Below are 16,235 nucleotides of genomic sequence, written 5' to 3' on the forward strand. Positions count from 1 at the left end.
AAGCCCTCATTCTTGAGGGCTTTTTTATTGATTAATAATATTTAATATATAAATCACCTACATTGTCATTACAAAACCTATAATTAAAATAAATATACGACAAGGGTAAGAAGCGGAAATTAAAATGATTACAAAATTAAATGTATGTTTATGGTAATTTTAAACTTGAATTAATCATTTTTATCCTTATGTTTTGACATAAGATTTTTATTTGTTTTCGTTCTTTTTTTCCTTAGAATTGAATCATCAGGATTTTATAATCCCATTATTCATGTGAGATTTTCGCTTTATGCAGATTTACTTGGCTCGAAATAATCAACAAGCAGGTCCATACACCGTAGAACAGCTCAATCAAATGCTGGCTAGCCAACAAGTGTTATTAACCGATTTGGCATGGCACCAAGGGATGACCGAATGGAAAGCTTTAGGTGAACTCACTCAAGGTAAATCTTACTATCAACCTGAAGGCTATGTTGCTCCAAGCATCCCTTCGCCGAGCGAATCTATTCAAAACCCACAAAATGTTACAGCTTCCCATAGTGTCAAAGTTGTGCAATTAGCCAGTATTCCGAGTCGTATACTTGCGAAAATTGTAGATATGCTCTTGTGGCTTCCTGCAACTTTTTTACTCACTGCGTTTTTTACCGATGAGCAAAAAATACAATTTGCAAAGTTGAATGAACAGTTCATGGGTATACTCATGAGTTCAAATCCTGATGCAAATTTAGCCTCACAGCTTCAATCAGAAATGTTTGCTTTATTTCCTCAACAAGCCCTCATGGCTTCATCATTGTACTTACTCGTGATGCTCGCTGTTCAAGCTTTTCTGATTGCTAAATCAGGTCAAAGTATTGGTAAGAAGATGACAAAAATTAAAATTGTAGATGCTCAAAGTGCTGAAAAAGTGAGTTTATTGCGCGCATTTACAATTCGAAGCGTATTTTTCATTTTCCTTAACATTGTATCCATGCCTCTCAGTACGATCATTGATTTAGTCTTTGGATTAGGTAAAAAACGCCAAACTTTGCACGATAAATTAGCAAAAACGCAGGTTGTTAAGCAGTAATTTATAATTTTTTGAAAGGGATGCATTGCATCCCTTTTTTATTACATAACTTTGAAATTAAAATAAAATTACAATAATTATTATCCAATCCCGACCAACAAAATCGGTTTTTATAACAGGTATTTAAAGCCTCCCTAGATATAGCTTAGTTCGTCGATATCAGGCATAATGCCCTATAACGTAGCGGTGTATTATGATTGCATTAATTTTTTGTTAAAAATTGGGGCTTAAATCATCAAGCACTTTAATCGCTATCCCCATATTAAATTTAGGGAATGGGACTCTTCACCGAGGTTGTAAAATGAGACAAACAATTTTAGCTGTATTGTCTTTATCTGCGATGACTGCACTCTTAACTGGGTGTGGTGGTGATATGGTACTTCTGAACTCTAAAGGTCCAGTTGCTGAAGGTCAAAGTAACCTGATGATGACTGCGATTTATCTAATGCTTTTGGTGGTGATTCCATCAATTATCATGGCATTATGGTTCGGTTGGAAATATCGCGCATCGAATAAAGATGCAGACTATAAACCTACTTGGGCACACTCTACTGCAATTGAAATTGTAGTTTGGGGTATCCCAGTTATTATTATTGGTATTTTAGCTTGGTTAACTTGGTGGGGTTCCCACAAGTATGACCCATACCGTCCACTTGAGTCAGATAAAGCACCACTGACTGTTCAAGTTATTGCTGAACAATTCAAATGGATCTTTATCTATCCAGAGCAAGAAATTGCAACTGTGAACGAAATTCGTTTCCCACTGGATACACCTGTAGCGCTTCGCTTGACTTCTAACTTCACGATGAACTCATTCTTCATCCCGTCTTTAGGTGGTCAAATCTACGCAATGGCAGGTATGCAAACTCACTTGAACTTGTTAGCAACTGAAGCGAGTCCTGCTGAAGGTTACCGCGGTTTCTCTTCTAACTATTCAGGTTATGGCTTCTCACAAATGCGCTTCCGTGCTCATGCTGTGACTGATGCTCAATTTGCTGAATGGGTTTCTGCAGTGAAAGCGGGTAACGGTACTTCAGTTAATCCTGAAGCAGTTCAAAAAACTGTTCTAGACCAAGCTGAATTTGCAACTTTACGCGACGGTAACCGTGGTAAACACCAAATCGAAGCATTGATTGCAAAAGCTAAAACTCCTGAAGAGAAGGCTGCTGCTGAAGCAACTAAGCCTTACCCAACTAAGCCACACCCTGTGACTTATTACTCTTCTGTAGAGAAAGGTTTGTTTGAATCTGTAATCAACAAATACATGAGTAACTATCACGGTGCTGATGATTCAGCTGCCGCAGCTTCAGAAGCTCATGCAGACGTTGAACATGCGACTGCTTCTCAAGGGGAATAAGACATGAGCTTATTAGGTAAGTTAGGTCCAGATGCAATTCCATACGATCCAATCGTATTGGTTACAGTTGCTATGATGATCCTAGGTGGTATCGCAGTTGTTGCAGGTATCACTTACTTCAAAAAATGGGGCTACTTGTGGAACGAATGGTTCACGTCTGTAGACCATAAAAAAATCGGTATTATGTACCTGTTCGTATCGATCATCATGCTTTTGCGTGGTTTCGCCGATGCGATCATGATGCGTCTTCAACTGTTCCTTGCAAAAGGTGGCGGTGAAGGTTACTTGCACCCTGAACACTATGACCAGATCTTTACTGCCCACGGCGTAATTATGATCTTCTTCGTAGCGATGGGTCTTGTAGTTGGTTTGATGAACATCTCTGTACCACTTCAAATTGGTGCACGTGACGTTGCATTCCCATTATTAAACTCTCTTAGCTTCTGGTTATTTGCCGGCGCTGCGGGTCTAATGATGGTTTCACTTGCTCTTGGTGAGTTCGCTGCAACTGGTTGGATGGCTTATCCTCCACTTTCAGGTATTGAATACTCTCCTGGCGTTGGTGTTGACTACTACATCTGGGCACTTCAGGTTTCTGGTCTTGGTACACTTCTTACTGGTGTTAACTTCTTCGTTACCATCATTAAAATGCGTGCACCTGGCATGAAACTTATGGATATGCCGATCTTCACTTGGACATCTTTATGTACATCTGTGTTGATCATTGCATCATTCCCAGTGTTGACTGCAACTATTGCAATGTTAACGCTTGACCGTTACTTCGGTTTCCATTTCTTCACTAATGACTTAGGCGGTAGCCCAATGTTGTATGTGAACTTGATTTGGACTTGGGGTCACCCAGAAGTTTACATCTTGGTATTACCTGCTTTTGGTATTTACTCAGAAGTTGTTGCAACGTTCTCTCGCAAAACGTTGTTCGGTTACAAATCTATGGTGTATGCAACTATCGCGATCACAGTTCTTGCGTTCGTGGTATGGGTTCACCACTTCTTTACCATGGGTGCTGGTGCCAACGTTAACGCGTTCTTTGGTATCATGACCATGATTATTGCGATCCCTACTGGTGTGAAAATCTTCTCTTGGTTATTCACTATGTACAAGGGTCGTATCACCTTTACAACTCCAATGCTTTGGACACTTGGTTTCCTTGTGACTTTCGGTATCGGTGGTTTAACAGGTGTGTTAATGGCAGTTCCACCAGCGGACTTCCTAGTACACAACTCATTGTTCTTGATCGCTCACTTCCATAACGTAATTATTGGTGGTGTAGTATTCGCAATGTTCGCAGGTATCATCTTCTACTGGCCGAAAATGTTCGGTTGGAGATTGAATGAGACTTGGGGTAAAGCTGCATTCTGGTTCTGGTTCTTCGGTTTCTACTTTGCATTCATGCCACTTTATATCCTTGGTTTCATGGGTATGACTCGTCGTTTGAATACATATGACAACCCAGAATGGGATCCGTACTTGGCTATTGCATTCTTCGGTTCTATCTTGGTTCTATTCGGTATTTTGTGTTTCATTATGCAAATCGTGGTTGGTTTCTTACAACGCGACCAACGTTTAGACCTTACAGGTGACCCATGGGATGGCCGTACTTTAGAATGGGCGACTTCTTCTCCTGCTCCGTTCTATAACTTTGCTCATCTTCCTAAGATCAATGGTATTGATACTTTCTGGAATGACAAAGAAGCTGGTATCGCTTACGTTAAGCCAACGTCTTATGAAGACATTCATATGCCAACAAATCGTGCTGCAGGTATTGTGATTGGTTTAATCATCACAGTAATGGGCTTCGCACTTATCTGGCATATCTGGTGGTTGGCAATCGCTACTTTTGTTGCTGCGATCATTTCGTTCATCGTTTCTTCATTCACGAAGAAAGTGGACTACTATGTTCCTGCTGCTGAAGTTGAGCGCATTGAAAATGAACGCTATGCGATCCTTGAAAAACACTTGAAGAAGGACTAAGACCATGGCTGAAGTACTTCATCACGAAAATCATGGACATGATGAGCATCATCACCACGATGATACTGACATCACAGTCTTTGGTTTCTGGACTTATTTGATGAGTGACCTTGTACTCTTTGGTACACTCTTCATTGCTTTCGCTGTATTAAGTAGCCATGTTCCTGTGGGTACACCAAGTGCGAAAGAACTTTTCGGTGAGTCATTAGGTTTTGTTTTAACTGAAACATTTGCTCTTTTGATTTCATCTGTAACATTCGGCTTTGCAGTTCTTGCTGCCTATAAGAAAGATGTTGCGAAAGTTTTGACTTGGTTAGCGATTACTTGGGTATTCGGTGCTGCCTTCATCGGTATGGAACTTTATGAATTCAGTCATTTAGTTCACGCTAGTCACGGCCCTAGCACTTCTGCATTCTTATCTGCATTCTTTACGCTTGTAGGTACGCATGGTATCCACGTAACTTCAGGTTTAGTATGGATGATCGTGTTAATGATTCAAATCAAGAAATATGGTTTGACTCTACCAAATACACGTCGTCTAGCGTGCCTAAGCTTGTTCTGGCACTTCCTTGACATCGTTTGGATCTGTGTATTCAGCGTAGTTTACTTAATGGGAGTTCTATAATGAGTCATGATCATAACGCTGCTGGTGCATCTCACGGAAACACTAAACAGTACACAATTGGTTTCATCCTTTCTGTATTGTTAACTGTAATTCCTTTCGGCATGGTAATGGCTGGTGGCTTTAGCCGCGGTCTACTAGTTGCTGTTATTGCGATTACAGCTGTTGCTCAGGTTCTTGTTCAATTAGTTTACTTCTTGCACATGAACTCATCTTCAGAGCAACGTTGGAACGTGATTGCATTTGTATACACAATCCTATGCATTGCTGTTCTTCTGATCGGCTCTGTATGGATTATGAACTACTTACACTACAACATGATGATCTAAACTGGTTGTCATGCTGAAAAAGTATTTATTCCTGACTAAACCAGGAATTCTCTTTGGTAACTTCGTTACCGCTTTGGGTGGCTACTTTGTAGCTGCCCAAGGTTCTGTAGATTTCCTTCTCCTGCTGATTACCCTCTTAGGCACGCTCTTCGTTGTTGCTTCTGGATGTGTTATCAATAATGTTATTGATCAAGACATCGACTCAAAAATGCAACGCACACAAAATCGTGCGATGGTTCAAAAATCAATTTCTATTCCTGTGGCTTTAGCATTTGCTTTTGTTTTAGGCTTAATTGGTTTTAGCATTTTATGGTTCTGGGTAAATGCTTACGCTTTCCTTTTTGCTGTTATTGGTTTTGTCGTATATGTTGGTTTTTACAGCCTATGGACAAAACGAACAACAATTCATCAGACCATTGTTGGTAGTATCTCTGGTGCAGCGCCACCGGTGATTGGCTACACAGCGGTTGCAAATCAGTTTGACATGGGTGCCCTCCTGGTCTTTTTAGGTTATGCGCTCTGGCAAATGCCTCATTCATGGGGAATTGCAATTTACCGTTTTGATGACTACAAAAATGCAGGTATTCCAATTTTACCTGTGGCTCGTTCAATTCGACGTACCAAGATTGAATCATTGATCTACGTTGTATTGTTCTGTTTAACCATGAATGGTTTATTCATTTTTGGTTATGCAAATTGGATCTATATGCTGGTATTGAATGCTTTTAGTTTGTATTGGGTTTATCTCACAATACAAGGCTTTAAAGCACAAGATGATCAATTATGGGCGAAGCAATATTTTATGTTTTCGGTCAAATTGATTACGGTCATTAGTGTCATTTTTAGCTTTACATCTAAAGCACCGTCGATGCCAATCGTATTCTTTTAAAAAGATAGAGTTTTACTCTATCTTTTTTCTATTTTCATTATAAAAATTACTTCCTACTCTCCTCTTCATTTCTTGAATATTTACTTTCTCTTCAAGCTATTCGATTTAAAAACATTTTGATTAACTTGAATTCCAACCCAAAAAGCTCTAGAATTCACGCTTCGCTTTCAATAGCGACACAACTGATTTGTTTGAGTTGTGACTCCTTGCTTCAATTTAATTATGAATTGGGGCTGCCTAAACCGTAAGGAGCTGACAATGCGTCACTACGAAATCGTACTATTGGTACATCCAGACCAAAGCGATCAAGTTGTGGGTATGGTAGAACGTTACCTAACTCACATCAAAGAAGCTGAAGGTCAAATCCACCGTCTTGAAGACTGGGGCCGTCGTCAATTGGCTTACCCAATCAACAAGATCCACAAAGCTCACTACATTCTTATGAATGTTGAGTGTGGTCAAACTACTCTTGATGAGCTAGAAGAATTGTTCCGTTACAACGATGCAATCATTCGTAGCCTTATCATCCGTCGTGAAAACGCTATCACTGAAGAGTCACTATTGGCTAAGAGTGCTGAAGAAAAACGTGCGCGTAAAGCTCAACGTGAAGAAGCACAACAAGCTCAAGACTCTGCTGAAGCATAAGGAGAACATTACATGGCACGTTTTTACCGTCGTCGCAAGTTCTGCCGCTTTACAGCTGAGAACGTTACGTACATCGACTACAAAGATATCGACACTTTAAAACAGTACATCACTGAAAACGGCAAGATCGTTCCTAGCCGTATTACAGGTACTAAAGCTCGTTACCAACGTCAATTAGCGTTAGCGATTAAACAAGCTCGTTACTTGTCTTTGATCCCTTACACTGACAATCATAAGTGAGGTTGAGCTGTGGATATTATCTTATTACAACGCATTAAAAACCTTGGTAAACTTGGCGATAAAGTATCTGTGAAAGCTGGTTACGGCCGTAACTACCTTATCCCTCAAGGTAAAGCAGTTGCTGCTACTGAAGCTAACACTGCTGCATTTGAAGCTCGTCGTGCTGAACTTGAGAAACAAGAAGCTGAAGTTTTAGCTGCTGCTCAAGCACGTGCTGACCAATTGAACGAAGTAAATATCGTAATCACTGCGAAAGCTGGTGACGAAGGTAAACTATTCGGTTCAATCGGTACTCGTGACATCGCTGATGCGTTGACAAATGCTGGCCTTACAGTTGACCGTGCTGAAGTTCGTCTTCCTAATGGCGCTCTTCGCAACACTGGTGAATTCAACATCGCAATCCAATTGCACCATGATGTTGTTGCAGAAGTTCTTGTTACTATCGTAGCTGAGTAATTTCTCACCATAAAAAAGAGCATGCTTTCGCATGCTCTTTTTTTATCTATAATCATTACAAAACCAGCTGTTTAAAATTCATTGTATTGTTCGTCTAATTTTAAAAATACTCTTCGCATTTTTTTATAGAGCGCGTATGATTTCCATTCGTAGAGAATATTTTCTATTCATCTCCGATAATATTTCACCATTGTATTAAAAATCAGGGATTTATATGTCACAGGCGAATGCCAGCAAAAAGCCGACTACCGCTAAAGCTGAAACACTGACAGAGAATTCAAACCTCAAAGAGTTTCGCACACCACCTCATAACTTAGCGATTGAACAAGCTGTACTTGCTGCATTAATGACCGTTGCCGAATCATTCGAGCAAGTGGGTGATACGCTGACTGAAAATGACTTCTATGCAACACGTCATAAATATATCTTCCGTGCAATTGAACAGCTTTCTAAAGAAAATTCACCTTACGATGCCGTTTTGGTCAATGACTGGCTCATCAAGCAGAATTTGCTTGAAGCAGTCGGCGGTGAAGAATACTTAATGCAATTGATGGCAGATTCACCATCAAGTTTCTATAACTTAGAAACCTATGCAGGCAAAATTAAAGAATTCTCTACCCTGCGTAACATGATCAAAGTTAGCTCTGAAATTTTACAAAATGCCTATGACACCAAAGGTCGTACAGTCAGTGAAATTTTAGACTTAGCTGAAACCAATATTTTCTCGATTGCCGAGCAACATAATAATAATGCCAAGGCACAAGGTCCAAAACCGATTAATACTGTTGTCGCAGATGTATTCGATAAACTGAATGAACTTTCACAACTTGAAGGTTCCATTACAGGTTTAACCACGGGCTTTATTGAGCTCGATAATAAAACCTCTGGTATGCAGGCAGGTGACTTAATTATTGTGGCTGCCCGTCCGTCTATGGGTAAAACCACCTTTGCCATGAACTTGGTAGAAAGCGTATTATTCAATAATAACCTACCTGCTCTTGTGTACTCGATGGAGATGCCCGCTGACTCGATCGCGATGCGTCTGATTTCATCATTTGGTCGTGTACATCAAGGACATTTACGTTCAGGTAAAATGGACAGTGATGAATGGTCTAAAGTGACCAGCACCATTGTTCATTTGCAAGAAAAAAGTCTCTATATCGATGACTCATCAGCTTTACCACCAACTGAACTTCGTGCCCGTGCCCGTCGTATCGCGAAGCTTCATGGCGGTAAACTCGGTTGTATCATGGTCGATTATCTACAATTGATGAAAGTACCAGGTATGGGCGATAACCGTGTTGGTGAGATCTCAGAAATTTCCCGAAGCTTAAAAGCCTTGGCGAAAGAGATGAATTGCCCTGTGATTGCATTATCACAGTTGAACCGATCTCTCGAGAACCGTCCAAACAAACGTCCTGTGATGTCGGATTTACGTGAATCGGGTGCGATCGAGCAGGATGCCGATTTGATTATGTTTATTTACCGTGATGAGGTTTATAACAAAGAATCTAAAGAAGCTGGTACTGCAGAGATTATTATTGGTAAACAGCGTAATGGTCCAATTGGTACTGTTCGCTTGGCCTTTGAAGGTCAATATACACGTTTTAGTAACTTATCCCCTGAGTTTTATTCTCAGTATGATGATGAAGAATAATCTATTCTTTTCTATCAAAATTAAAGAGACGATTTTTCGTCTCTTTTTTGTTTTAAAATTCAAATGAAATCATACAAAACGGCATGTCCATTTGATAAAGATAGGTCTACAATATTGATCATTCTGAAATGACCTCATTTGTATTCACAATCTTGTTATTTCTCTCCCCCATTTGTGTGTCTCACACGAAATCGATTTTGTCATCCCGCAGGAGTATCTAGGGTGCGCCAAGCTACAGTTTATATTGACAGTGAAGCACTGCAATATAATTTAAACCGTGTCAAACAACTTGCCCCAACCGCTAAAATCGTAAGTATGGTTAAAGCCAATGCTTATGGACATGGAGTTAAAGACTGCTTAGCAGCCTTAAATGCAACAGATGCCTTTGGTGTCGCGTGTTTAGAAGAAGCCTTAGAAATTCGTGCTTTAGGTTATCAACAACCCATCACACTCATCGAAGGTATTTTCTCTGAAGATGAAATGCAAATTGTGATTGAAAACAACATCGAGTGTATTGTGCATCACCAAGCACAGCTCGATTGGCTACTTGCGCATAAAGAAGCATATATCACTAAAGGCTTAAAAGTTTGGGTCAAACTCAATAGCGGTATGAACCGTTTAGGCTTCAAAATTGATGTGATTAAAAATGTCATCAATCAACTTAAAGCAGAAGGTTTTACTTGCGTATTGGCGATGCACTTTGCCAATGCCGATGCAGATCACCCACTGAATGATCAACAAATTCAGCAATTCTTAGAAGTTAAAAATGATTGTGCTCCTCTTATGGGGTCTTGCTGTAACTCAGCAGCAATCTATAAATATCGAGAATTGCATTTTGACTTTGTTCGTCCAGGGATCATGCTATATGGTGCGACTCCATTTGCCGATAAAACTGTACATGATCTAGATTTAAAACCAGTCATGACGTTTACCGCTGAAGTAATTGCGTTAAATGATATTCATGCTGGTGAGCATGTGGGCTATGGCTCAACCTTTACCGCTGATCAAGATATGACGCTTGCGATTGTTTCAATTGGTTATGGTGACGGCTATCCACGCGCATTCCCGAAACAAAACTATGTCGCAATCAATGGTCAACAAACCCGTGTGATTGGTCGCGTAGCGATGGATATGATCGCGATTGATGCCACAGGTTTAAACTTAAAACTTGGCACAGAAGTTGAACTTTGGGGCAAAAACCGCCTAGTTGATGATGTGGCTGAAGCCAATGGTACCATTGGTTATGAATTACTTTGCCGTATGAGTGCTCGTCCAGTACGTGTTCTTAAATAGGATGTCACGTATTAAAAAGCCCAACATTAGTTGGGCTTTTTTATGCTAAGCAACGTTCTGCTCATTTTCACTTTCATTTTGGTGCTTTAATATTTCTAAAAGCGTATCCACATGCTTTTGCTCAAATGCATAGGGTTTAAATGCATCAAACCCCATACGCTGACAGCATTGATGAATTTCATCTCGCCGAGAGATATATTTCATGCTCCAATCTGCAAACACCGCTTCATCAATTTGTTTGAACTCAAATAATTTAATATTTGTATGACGTGGATCTTTTTTCAATTTATCTATAAGAGACTGCAAAACCTCTTTGTCCCCTTCAAGACATTGAAAAAAATAGCCTTCAGCAAAATACAAGGCACCTGACACTTGGTGCCGATAATTAAAGTCACGTGCTTCTGCCAAAATATTTCTCAGATCTTCCAAAAGAATAGACTTATCTGAGGTACTTTCACTGATATAGCAGAACTGATACATACGGATGTCTCTTTCTTGTTGTTTTAATCAAAGCTAAGCTAACACGTAACATCAGAAATAGGTAAAATCTAGTGTTATTAAATGTTTAATTAAAATAATCTTCTGTCGGTTTTGGTAGCTCCTGTAGACCTTTTTTTAGCAATTCAGACCACTGTTTACTAATACTCGTGAAATATGGATCATCTTCGGTAATTCGCTTACCCTGCGGCTGTTGCAAGCTGTCACGATGATATACCAAGACATCTAATGGAATACCCACTGACACATTGGAGCGTAATGTCGATGCAAATGAAATCAGTGCACAACGCAGTGCTTCATCAAGTGGCATATCAAAGCTGAGTGCACGGTCAAGTATCGGTTTACCATATTTACTTTCACCAATTTGAAAATACGGCGTATCACGAGTTGCACAAATAAAATTACCTTGTGGGTAAATATTATAGAGCTGCATATCTTGCCCTTTGATTTGCCCACCCACCAATAAACTACAATAATAATTACTTTGTTCCATGGTATCTGCCGTGACATTTTCAATCACATGCTTCAGGGTATTTCCAATCAGCTCTGCTACATCGAACATGGTAGGTAAAGATAAAATATTCGGTTCATGCTTCAGTTCTAAATGATTTTTAATATGACCGATTACCGCCTGAGTCGTTGCCAAATTCCCAGAGGCTTGAATCACGATAAGTCGCTCATCAGGTGTGCCAAAAGTATACAACTTACGGAACACCGAAATATGATCGACCCCTGCATTGGTACGGGTATCACTAATAAATACCATGCCATCTTCAAGTCTTAGGGCGCAACAATAGGTCATCTTAAAATCCTTACTAACAACTTAACACTTGGACGAGGGAATGCATTGATTCCACTCCACCCTTTTCCCTTACTCCACGCACAGGCGCGACATCCCAATAATCGCGACCTACAGCCACATAAATATGCGCTGAAGGCGAAAATAGTTGGTTACTCACATCAAAACAATACCATGCTTGATCAATATAAACTTCAGCCCATGCATGACTCGCCAGATGCGATGCATTTTGTGCATATAGATATCCTGAAACATAACGTGCAGGTACACCTAAATACTTACACATTGCAATAAATATATGGCTATGGTCCTGACAAACGCCCTGCTTGGCATTAAAAGAATCAATTGCAGATGCATGCACCGAAGTACTATTCGATACATACTGCACTCTCTCTAAAACAGCCTGAGCCAATTGCATCAGATTCTGTCGACCAAGCTGTGGCACATACTGGTGTGCAAAAGCTTTCATTTCAGCATTACATTCAGTACAACTGGTCGGCTGTAAAAACAAATTGGGATTGATCTGATCAATCATGCCGTTATCTTGCTTTGACGGCTGTATCTCAATAATGCCTTGTGCCATGATACTTAAATGCTGATACGGCTCTCGCTGAGTACTGGTCATCCAAATATTGTCAAAGGCATCTTTACTCAATTGTTTCTGCCCCGGCACACTGACATGCCAATGCTGTACGTGCTGATGTGCATTTGTCGCAGGCATCATTTTGATGTACTGAATACTGCTAGTCACATCAGCCGTATAGCTATAATGGGTTTGATGATTCACCATCAATTTCATACATCAATCTCAAACATATGTTGAATTGAGTCACTGAAATGATAAAAACGCATTAGATCGGTATTTTGACGTAACTCATTCCAAAATTCTTTTAAGTCTGTCCAACCCATTTCAACCAATTCATCGACAATATAATTGATCTTAGACAGGGTTAATGCAGTATCTCCACCCAATCGTAATTCATGATCGAGCTGCTCCAAGCATTGCCCTAAACTAAAAAATAAAAATACATCAGCAGATTCAGCTTCTAGAATATCCTGACAATCTGAGATGACATCACAAATATATCCTGGATTTTGGTCAGCCGTTTTCACCAGTTTATTCAGTTCGGCATAAGCCTTTGCCGAGAAAACACCGCGTAATTCCTGAATATTGTCTTTAGCAATCTGAAATTGTTGCTTAAATGAAGTTGGCTGTGTTTCATCTAAAACAAGCGCATTTAATGAGGCAGCATCAAATGCAGGTAAACAGAAAGCGTGCGCATAGGCAATCGCTTCATCATCTTTAATAAATGGAAAATGTGCACACAAAAACTGAGTACGAGATAAATAACGTCCTAACCAAAAAATATGCTGTGCATTGGAATTGAGCAAAACCATAACAGATTCCCTTTTTTGTTTATTTCTTATGAATGCAGATTGTCTAAGATCCACGTATCTTTGATGCCGCCACCTTGTGATGAGTTCACCACCAGCGAACCTGCTTGCATCGCAACACGTGTCAAACCGCCTGGCACGATTTCGGTACGGTAAGGTGAACTGAGTACAAATGGTCTTAAATCAATATGACGCTCTGCAATACCATGAGGTGTTAGAGTTGGACACACAGACAGCTCCAATGTTGGCTGAGCGATATAAAGATGCGGTGCTGCCATAATTTTGCTGCGGAAATCTTCAATTTGCTGATTTGAAGATTGTGGTCCGATCAGCATGCCATAACCACCTGAGCCTTGAGCCTCTTTCACCACCAAGGTGCTTAAGTTGTCGAGCACGTATTCCAAATCCTGTGCTTCACGGCACTGATAAGTGGGTACATTCTTTAAGATTGGCTTTTCACCTAAATAAAATTCAATCATCTTATCGACATAAGGATAGATCGACTTATCATCTGCCACGCCTGTACCTGGTGCATTTGCAATCACAACATTGTGACTTAAATATGCAGACATCAAGCCTGCCACACCGAGCGTGCTATCAGGTTTGAAACATAAAGGATCGAGATATGCGTCATCGACACGTCTATAAATAACATCGACCTGTTGACGACCACGGACTGTTTTTACATATACTTTGGAATTTTCAACAAATAAATCACGTGATGTTACTAAAGGCACATCCATTTCCCTTGCGAGGAAAGCGTGTTCATAGTAAGCACTGTTAAAACGTCCTGGCGTTAACACCACAATAAATGGTTTATCAACATATGCATTTTCAGCCAAGATTTCTTTTAAAAGTTGTGGATATTGCTCTATCCCTGAAATATGCGATTGTTCAAATACTTTTGGCATGAGCTTTTGACTGATCTTACGACTTTCAAGCATATAAGACACACCCGATGGCGTTCTTAAATTGTCCTCAAGTACATAAAACTCACCTTTGGAATCGCGAATAATATCAATCCCACTAATTTGGCTGTAGATATTGCCCTTTAATGAATGCTGATACATATGAGGCTGATAGGCCTCGTGGGTTAATACCTGCAACTCAGGCACGATATTAGCTTTTAAAATATCCTGAGAATGATAAATATCATTCAAAAATAAATTTAATGCACGAACACGCTGCGAGCAGCCTAAAGCAACGGTATTCCATTGTTTACGTGCCATGACACGTGGAATCACATCAAAAGGAATTGTTCTTTCAGTACCTGCATCATCGCCATAAACTGTAAATGTAATACCTTCATATAAGAAATGTGATTTTGCATCCTGATTTAATGCGTTTAGTTCTTCTAAGCTATGCTGAGCGAGCCATTCTTCAATCTTTTGTCCAACGATGCCTGACATGGCTTGATCATCGGTCATCTCATTAAAAAACTGAGAAGAAAACTGCTGGAATAATCGTTGTGGTTTTACGGTAACAGAGGCATGTGTATCTTTTGCTTGGTTAAAATTGGCGCTTAATTCGTTTGTGTTAAAATTATCTATTGTCGTGGTGACATTTGTATCCTGATTTTCTTTAAGCATACAAACCTCTTATTGTCATTAATTGTAAGAGATACATAGCAATATTTATGCCATCAACCTGTGTGATCTATCATTAACCGCTGAATAGGTCAGCAACTCAATGGCATTTTTGATTCAACATGTATCAAAAAATAATCGACAACTCGGAATTAAACTTGCTTCTGAAACTGAGATTTTTTATTGTGTAAGCTCTTGTTTAATTCTTTCCTCTTTTACTGTTAGCCAAATATTATGTCCGCACAAGAAAAAGAAACTTCAAATAGCCTGTATCGCCAGTGGCAAATCTTGTCCCGATTAACCACGGGCAAATGGATGGGGACTCGGGAATTACAAGAAATTTTGATTCGTGAAGGTGTCGATATCAGCCTCCGCACGATTCAGCGTGACTTAAATCAAATTGCGCAACGTTTTCCAATCGAAAGTAGTAAAACCACACCACAAGGTTGGCGATGGCGCTCGGATGCTCCGATTCAAAGTTTGCCGCATATGACCAGCTCACAAGCGGTGACCTTTATGATGGTAGAAGAGCATCTTAAGCATTTGCTACCGCCAAGTTTGATTGATGAAATGAACCCATGGTTTGATCTTGCCCGTCGTAGCCTATCTACACAAAATAACGTACGTCAGTGGATTAACCGTGTTCGTATTGTGCCAGCCAATCAACCGCTTATTCCGCCTGTGGTTGAACGTGCAGCTCAACAAGCCATTTATGAGGGATTACTGCAAGACAAACAACTTGAATGTGTCTATCAAGGGCGCGGTCAACATAGTGAAGAGAAAACCTATATTTTGAATCCTTTAGCTTTGGTGCAAAAAGGTTCAATTATCTATTTGGTGTGCACACGTCATGACAAATCTGACATTCAAACCTTTGCCTTACATCGTTTTAAATCAGCTCAGGTACTGAGTTCACGTGCACTCCACCCTGTTAACTTCGATATTGATGATTATATTGAGTCAGGTGCACTAGGCTTCCGCGTGGACTTCAATCAACCGACTGAAAATATTCTGTTGAAATTGCACATGAGTGAAGCAGATGCGCACTATTTTGAAGAAAGTCAGTTAAGTCGCGATCAATCGATTGAAAAATTAGAAGATGGAATGGCGATGATCAGTGCTACAGTGCCCTATACCTCACAACTGGTTTGGTGGTTACGTAGTTTTGGCAAAAAAATCCGCAAGATCGAACCTGACTATGTCGCTCGTATGGTCAGCCAAGAAGATGAATAAAAAAAAAGCCCCAAATATGGGGCATATAATTTGTTATTGTATTTTGGTTATTCGGCTGTCTAAGGCTAATATTCCGTAATATGTTTAACTTGCTCACCCGCTAAACATACCACACCATAAAATTGTACTAACACATTCGATGGCATAAGCAAGCCAACTCTGCATTATTAAATCGGAT

General features: G+C 40.0%; 17 protein-coding genes. 12 read left to right on the forward strand and 5 right to left on the reverse strand.

All coding sequences use genetic code 11. The features are described from left to right. Positions 1-289: 289 nt before the first annotated feature. From A3K93_RS06755 to alr, 11 genes are all read left to right on the forward strand, one after another. Entirely contained in the window at positions 290-1,066 is a 777-nt protein-coding gene (locus A3K93_RS06755) for an RDD family protein (RefSeq protein ID WP_067730095.1), read from the forward strand. A gap of 301 nt (positions 1,067-1,367) precedes the next feature. Continuing rightward, positions 1,368-2,423, forward strand: a complete 1,056-nt coding sequence (gene cyoA / locus A3K93_RS06760; RefSeq protein ID WP_067730097.1) for a ubiquinol oxidase subunit II — start codon at positions 1,368-1,370, stop codon at positions 2,421-2,423. 3 nt (positions 2,424-2,426) lie between these two features. Beyond that, on the forward strand, positions 2,427-4,415 hold the full coding sequence (gene cyoB / locus A3K93_RS06765) for a cytochrome o ubiquinol oxidase subunit I (protein WP_067730099.1): 1,989 nt from the start codon (positions 2,427-2,429) through the stop codon (positions 4,413-4,415). A 4-nt stretch (positions 4,416-4,419) separates the two neighbouring features. After that, entirely contained in the window at positions 4,420-5,040 is a 621-nt protein-coding gene (gene cyoC / locus A3K93_RS06770) for a cytochrome o ubiquinol oxidase subunit III (RefSeq protein ID WP_067730101.1), read from the forward strand. Then, the gene (locus tag A3K93_RS06775) at positions 5,037-5,366 is read left to right on the forward strand and encodes a cytochrome o ubiquinol oxidase subunit IV (RefSeq protein ID WP_101494834.1); all 330 of its coding nucleotides are present in this window, start codon (positions 5,037-5,039) and stop codon (positions 5,364-5,366) included. The genes cyoC and A3K93_RS06775 overlap by 4 nt, the downstream gene beginning before the upstream one ends. 10 nt (positions 5,367-5,376) lie before the next feature. Beyond that, positions 5,377-6,255 carry a heme o synthase gene (gene cyoE, locus A3K93_RS06780; RefSeq protein WP_067730107.1) on the forward strand — a complete coding sequence of 293 codons (879 nt, stop codon included), beginning with the start codon at positions 5,377-5,379 and terminating at the stop codon, positions 6,253-6,255. Positions 6,256-6,513: 258 nt separating this feature from the next. Next, on the forward strand, positions 6,514-6,900 hold the full coding sequence (gene rpsF, locus A3K93_RS06785; protein WP_004696436.1) for a 30S ribosomal protein S6: 387 nt from the start codon (positions 6,514-6,516) through the stop codon (positions 6,898-6,900). A 12-nt stretch (positions 6,901-6,912) separates the two neighbouring features. Continuing rightward, positions 6,913-7,140, forward strand: coding sequence for a 30S ribosomal protein S18 (rpsR, locus tag A3K93_RS06790; RefSeq protein ID WP_004278792.1), 228 nt, complete (start codon positions 6,913-6,915; stop codon positions 7,138-7,140). Positions 7,141-7,149: 9 nt separating this feature from the next. After that, the gene (gene rplI / locus A3K93_RS06795) at positions 7,150-7,596 is read left to right on the forward strand and encodes a 50S ribosomal protein L9 (protein WP_067730108.1); all 447 of its coding nucleotides are present in this window, start codon (positions 7,150-7,152) and stop codon (positions 7,594-7,596) included. 214 nt (positions 7,597-7,810) lie between these two features. Beyond that, entirely contained in the window at positions 7,811-9,253 is a 1,443-nt protein-coding gene (dnaB, locus tag A3K93_RS06800) for a replicative DNA helicase (protein ID WP_067730109.1), read from the forward strand. A gap of 222 nt (positions 9,254-9,475) precedes the next feature. Next, complete coding sequence (gene alr / locus A3K93_RS06805) at positions 9,476-10,546, forward strand: alanine racemase (RefSeq protein ID WP_067730110.1); 1,071 nt, start codon at positions 9,476-9,478, stop codon at positions 10,544-10,546. A gap of 45 nt (positions 10,547-10,591) precedes the next feature. Here the strand turns inward: alr and A3K93_RS06810 are convergent, their stop codons facing one another. The 5 genes from A3K93_RS06810 to A3K93_RS06830 all read right to left on the reverse strand — a co-directional run bounded on the left by A3K93_RS06810 (position 10,592) and on the right by A3K93_RS06830 (position 14,827). Further along, positions 10,592-11,026 carry a BLUF domain-containing protein gene (locus A3K93_RS06810; RefSeq protein ID WP_067730112.1) on the reverse strand — a complete coding sequence of 145 codons (435 nt, stop codon included), beginning with the start codon at positions 11,024-11,026 and terminating at the stop codon, positions 10,592-10,594. A gap of 85 nt (positions 11,027-11,111) precedes the next feature. Further along, on the reverse strand, positions 11,112-11,846 hold the full coding sequence (locus A3K93_RS06815; protein ID WP_067730115.1) for a proteasome-type protease: 735 nt from the start codon (positions 11,844-11,846) through the stop codon (positions 11,112-11,114). A 13-nt stretch (positions 11,847-11,859) separates the two neighbouring features. Continuing rightward, the gene (locus tag A3K93_RS06820) at positions 11,860-12,642 is read right to left on the reverse strand and encodes a transglutaminase family protein (RefSeq protein ID WP_067730120.1); all 783 of its coding nucleotides are present in this window, start codon (positions 12,640-12,642) and stop codon (positions 11,860-11,862) included. After that, complete coding sequence (locus tag A3K93_RS06825) at positions 12,639-13,241, reverse strand: alpha-E domain-containing protein (RefSeq protein ID WP_067730121.1); 603 nt, start codon at positions 13,239-13,241, stop codon at positions 12,639-12,641. The genes A3K93_RS06820 and A3K93_RS06825 overlap by 4 nt, the downstream gene beginning before the upstream one ends. A gap of 26 nt (positions 13,242-13,267) precedes the next feature. Next, a complete protein-coding gene (locus tag A3K93_RS06830) occupies positions 13,268-14,827 on the reverse strand; it encodes a circularly permuted type 2 ATP-grasp protein (protein WP_067730123.1) in 1,560 nt (519 codons plus the stop codon). A gap of 231 nt (positions 14,828-15,058) precedes the next feature. On the opposite strand from A3K93_RS06830, the gene A3K93_RS06835 reads away from it, so the two are divergent. Next, positions 15,059-16,057: a helix-turn-helix transcriptional regulator gene (locus A3K93_RS06835; protein WP_067730125.1), complete on the forward strand. Its 999-nt coding sequence runs from the start codon at positions 15,059-15,061 to the stop codon at positions 16,055-16,057. The last annotated feature ends 178 nt before the right edge of the window (positions 16,058-16,235 follow it).

This window comes from Acinetobacter sp. NCu2D-2, assembly GCF_001647675.1.
Lineage (GTDB): Bacteria > Pseudomonadota > Gammaproteobacteria > Pseudomonadales > Moraxellaceae > Acinetobacter.

Bases quoted from the DNA above. Each gene is read 5' to 3' on its own strand.
- A3K93_RS06755 (WP_067730095.1), top strand. From the start codon at position 290: ATGCAGATTTACTTGGCTCGAAATAATCAACAAGCAGGTCCATACACC.
- cyoA (WP_067730097.1), top strand. From the start codon at position 1,368: ATGAGACAAACAATTTTAGCTGTATTGTCTTTATCTGCGATGACTGCA.
- cyoB (WP_067730099.1), top strand. From the start codon at position 2,427: ATGAGCTTATTAGGTAAGTTAGGTCCAGATGCAATTCCATACGATCCA.
- cyoC (WP_067730101.1), top strand. From the start codon at position 4,420: ATGGCTGAAGTACTTCATCACGAAAATCATGGACATGATGAGCATCAT.
- cyoE (WP_067730107.1), top strand. From the start codon at position 5,377: ATGCTGAAAAAGTATTTATTCCTGACTAAACCAGGAATTCTCTTTGGT.
- rpsF (WP_004696436.1), top strand. From the start codon at position 6,514: ATGCGTCACTACGAAATCGTACTATTGGTACATCCAGACCAAAGCGAT.
- rpsR (WP_004278792.1), top strand. From the start codon at position 6,913: ATGGCACGTTTTTACCGTCGTCGCAAGTTCTGCCGCTTTACAGCTGAG.
- dnaB (WP_067730109.1), top strand. From the start codon at position 7,811: ATGTCACAGGCGAATGCCAGCAAAAAGCCGACTACCGCTAAAGCTGAA.
- A3K93_RS06810 (WP_067730112.1), bottom strand. From the start codon at position 11,026: ATGTATCAGTTCTGCTATATCAGTGAAAGTACCTCAGATAAGTCTATT.
- A3K93_RS06815 (WP_067730115.1), bottom strand. From the start codon at position 11,846: ATGACCTATTGTTGCGCCCTAAGACTTGAAGATGGCATGGTATTTATT.
- A3K93_RS06820 (WP_067730120.1), bottom strand. From the start codon at position 12,642: ATGAAATTGATGGTGAATCATCAAACCCATTATAGCTATACGGCTGAT.
- A3K93_RS06825 (WP_067730121.1), bottom strand. From the start codon at position 13,241: ATGGTTTTGCTCAATTCCAATGCACAGCATATTTTTTGGTTAGGACGT.
- A3K93_RS06830 (WP_067730123.1), bottom strand. From the start codon at position 14,827: ATGCTTAAAGAAAATCAGGATACAAATGTCACCACGACAATAGATAAT.
- A3K93_RS06835 (WP_067730125.1), top strand. From the start codon at position 15,059: ATGTCCGCACAAGAAAAAGAAACTTCAAATAGCCTGTATCGCCAGTGG.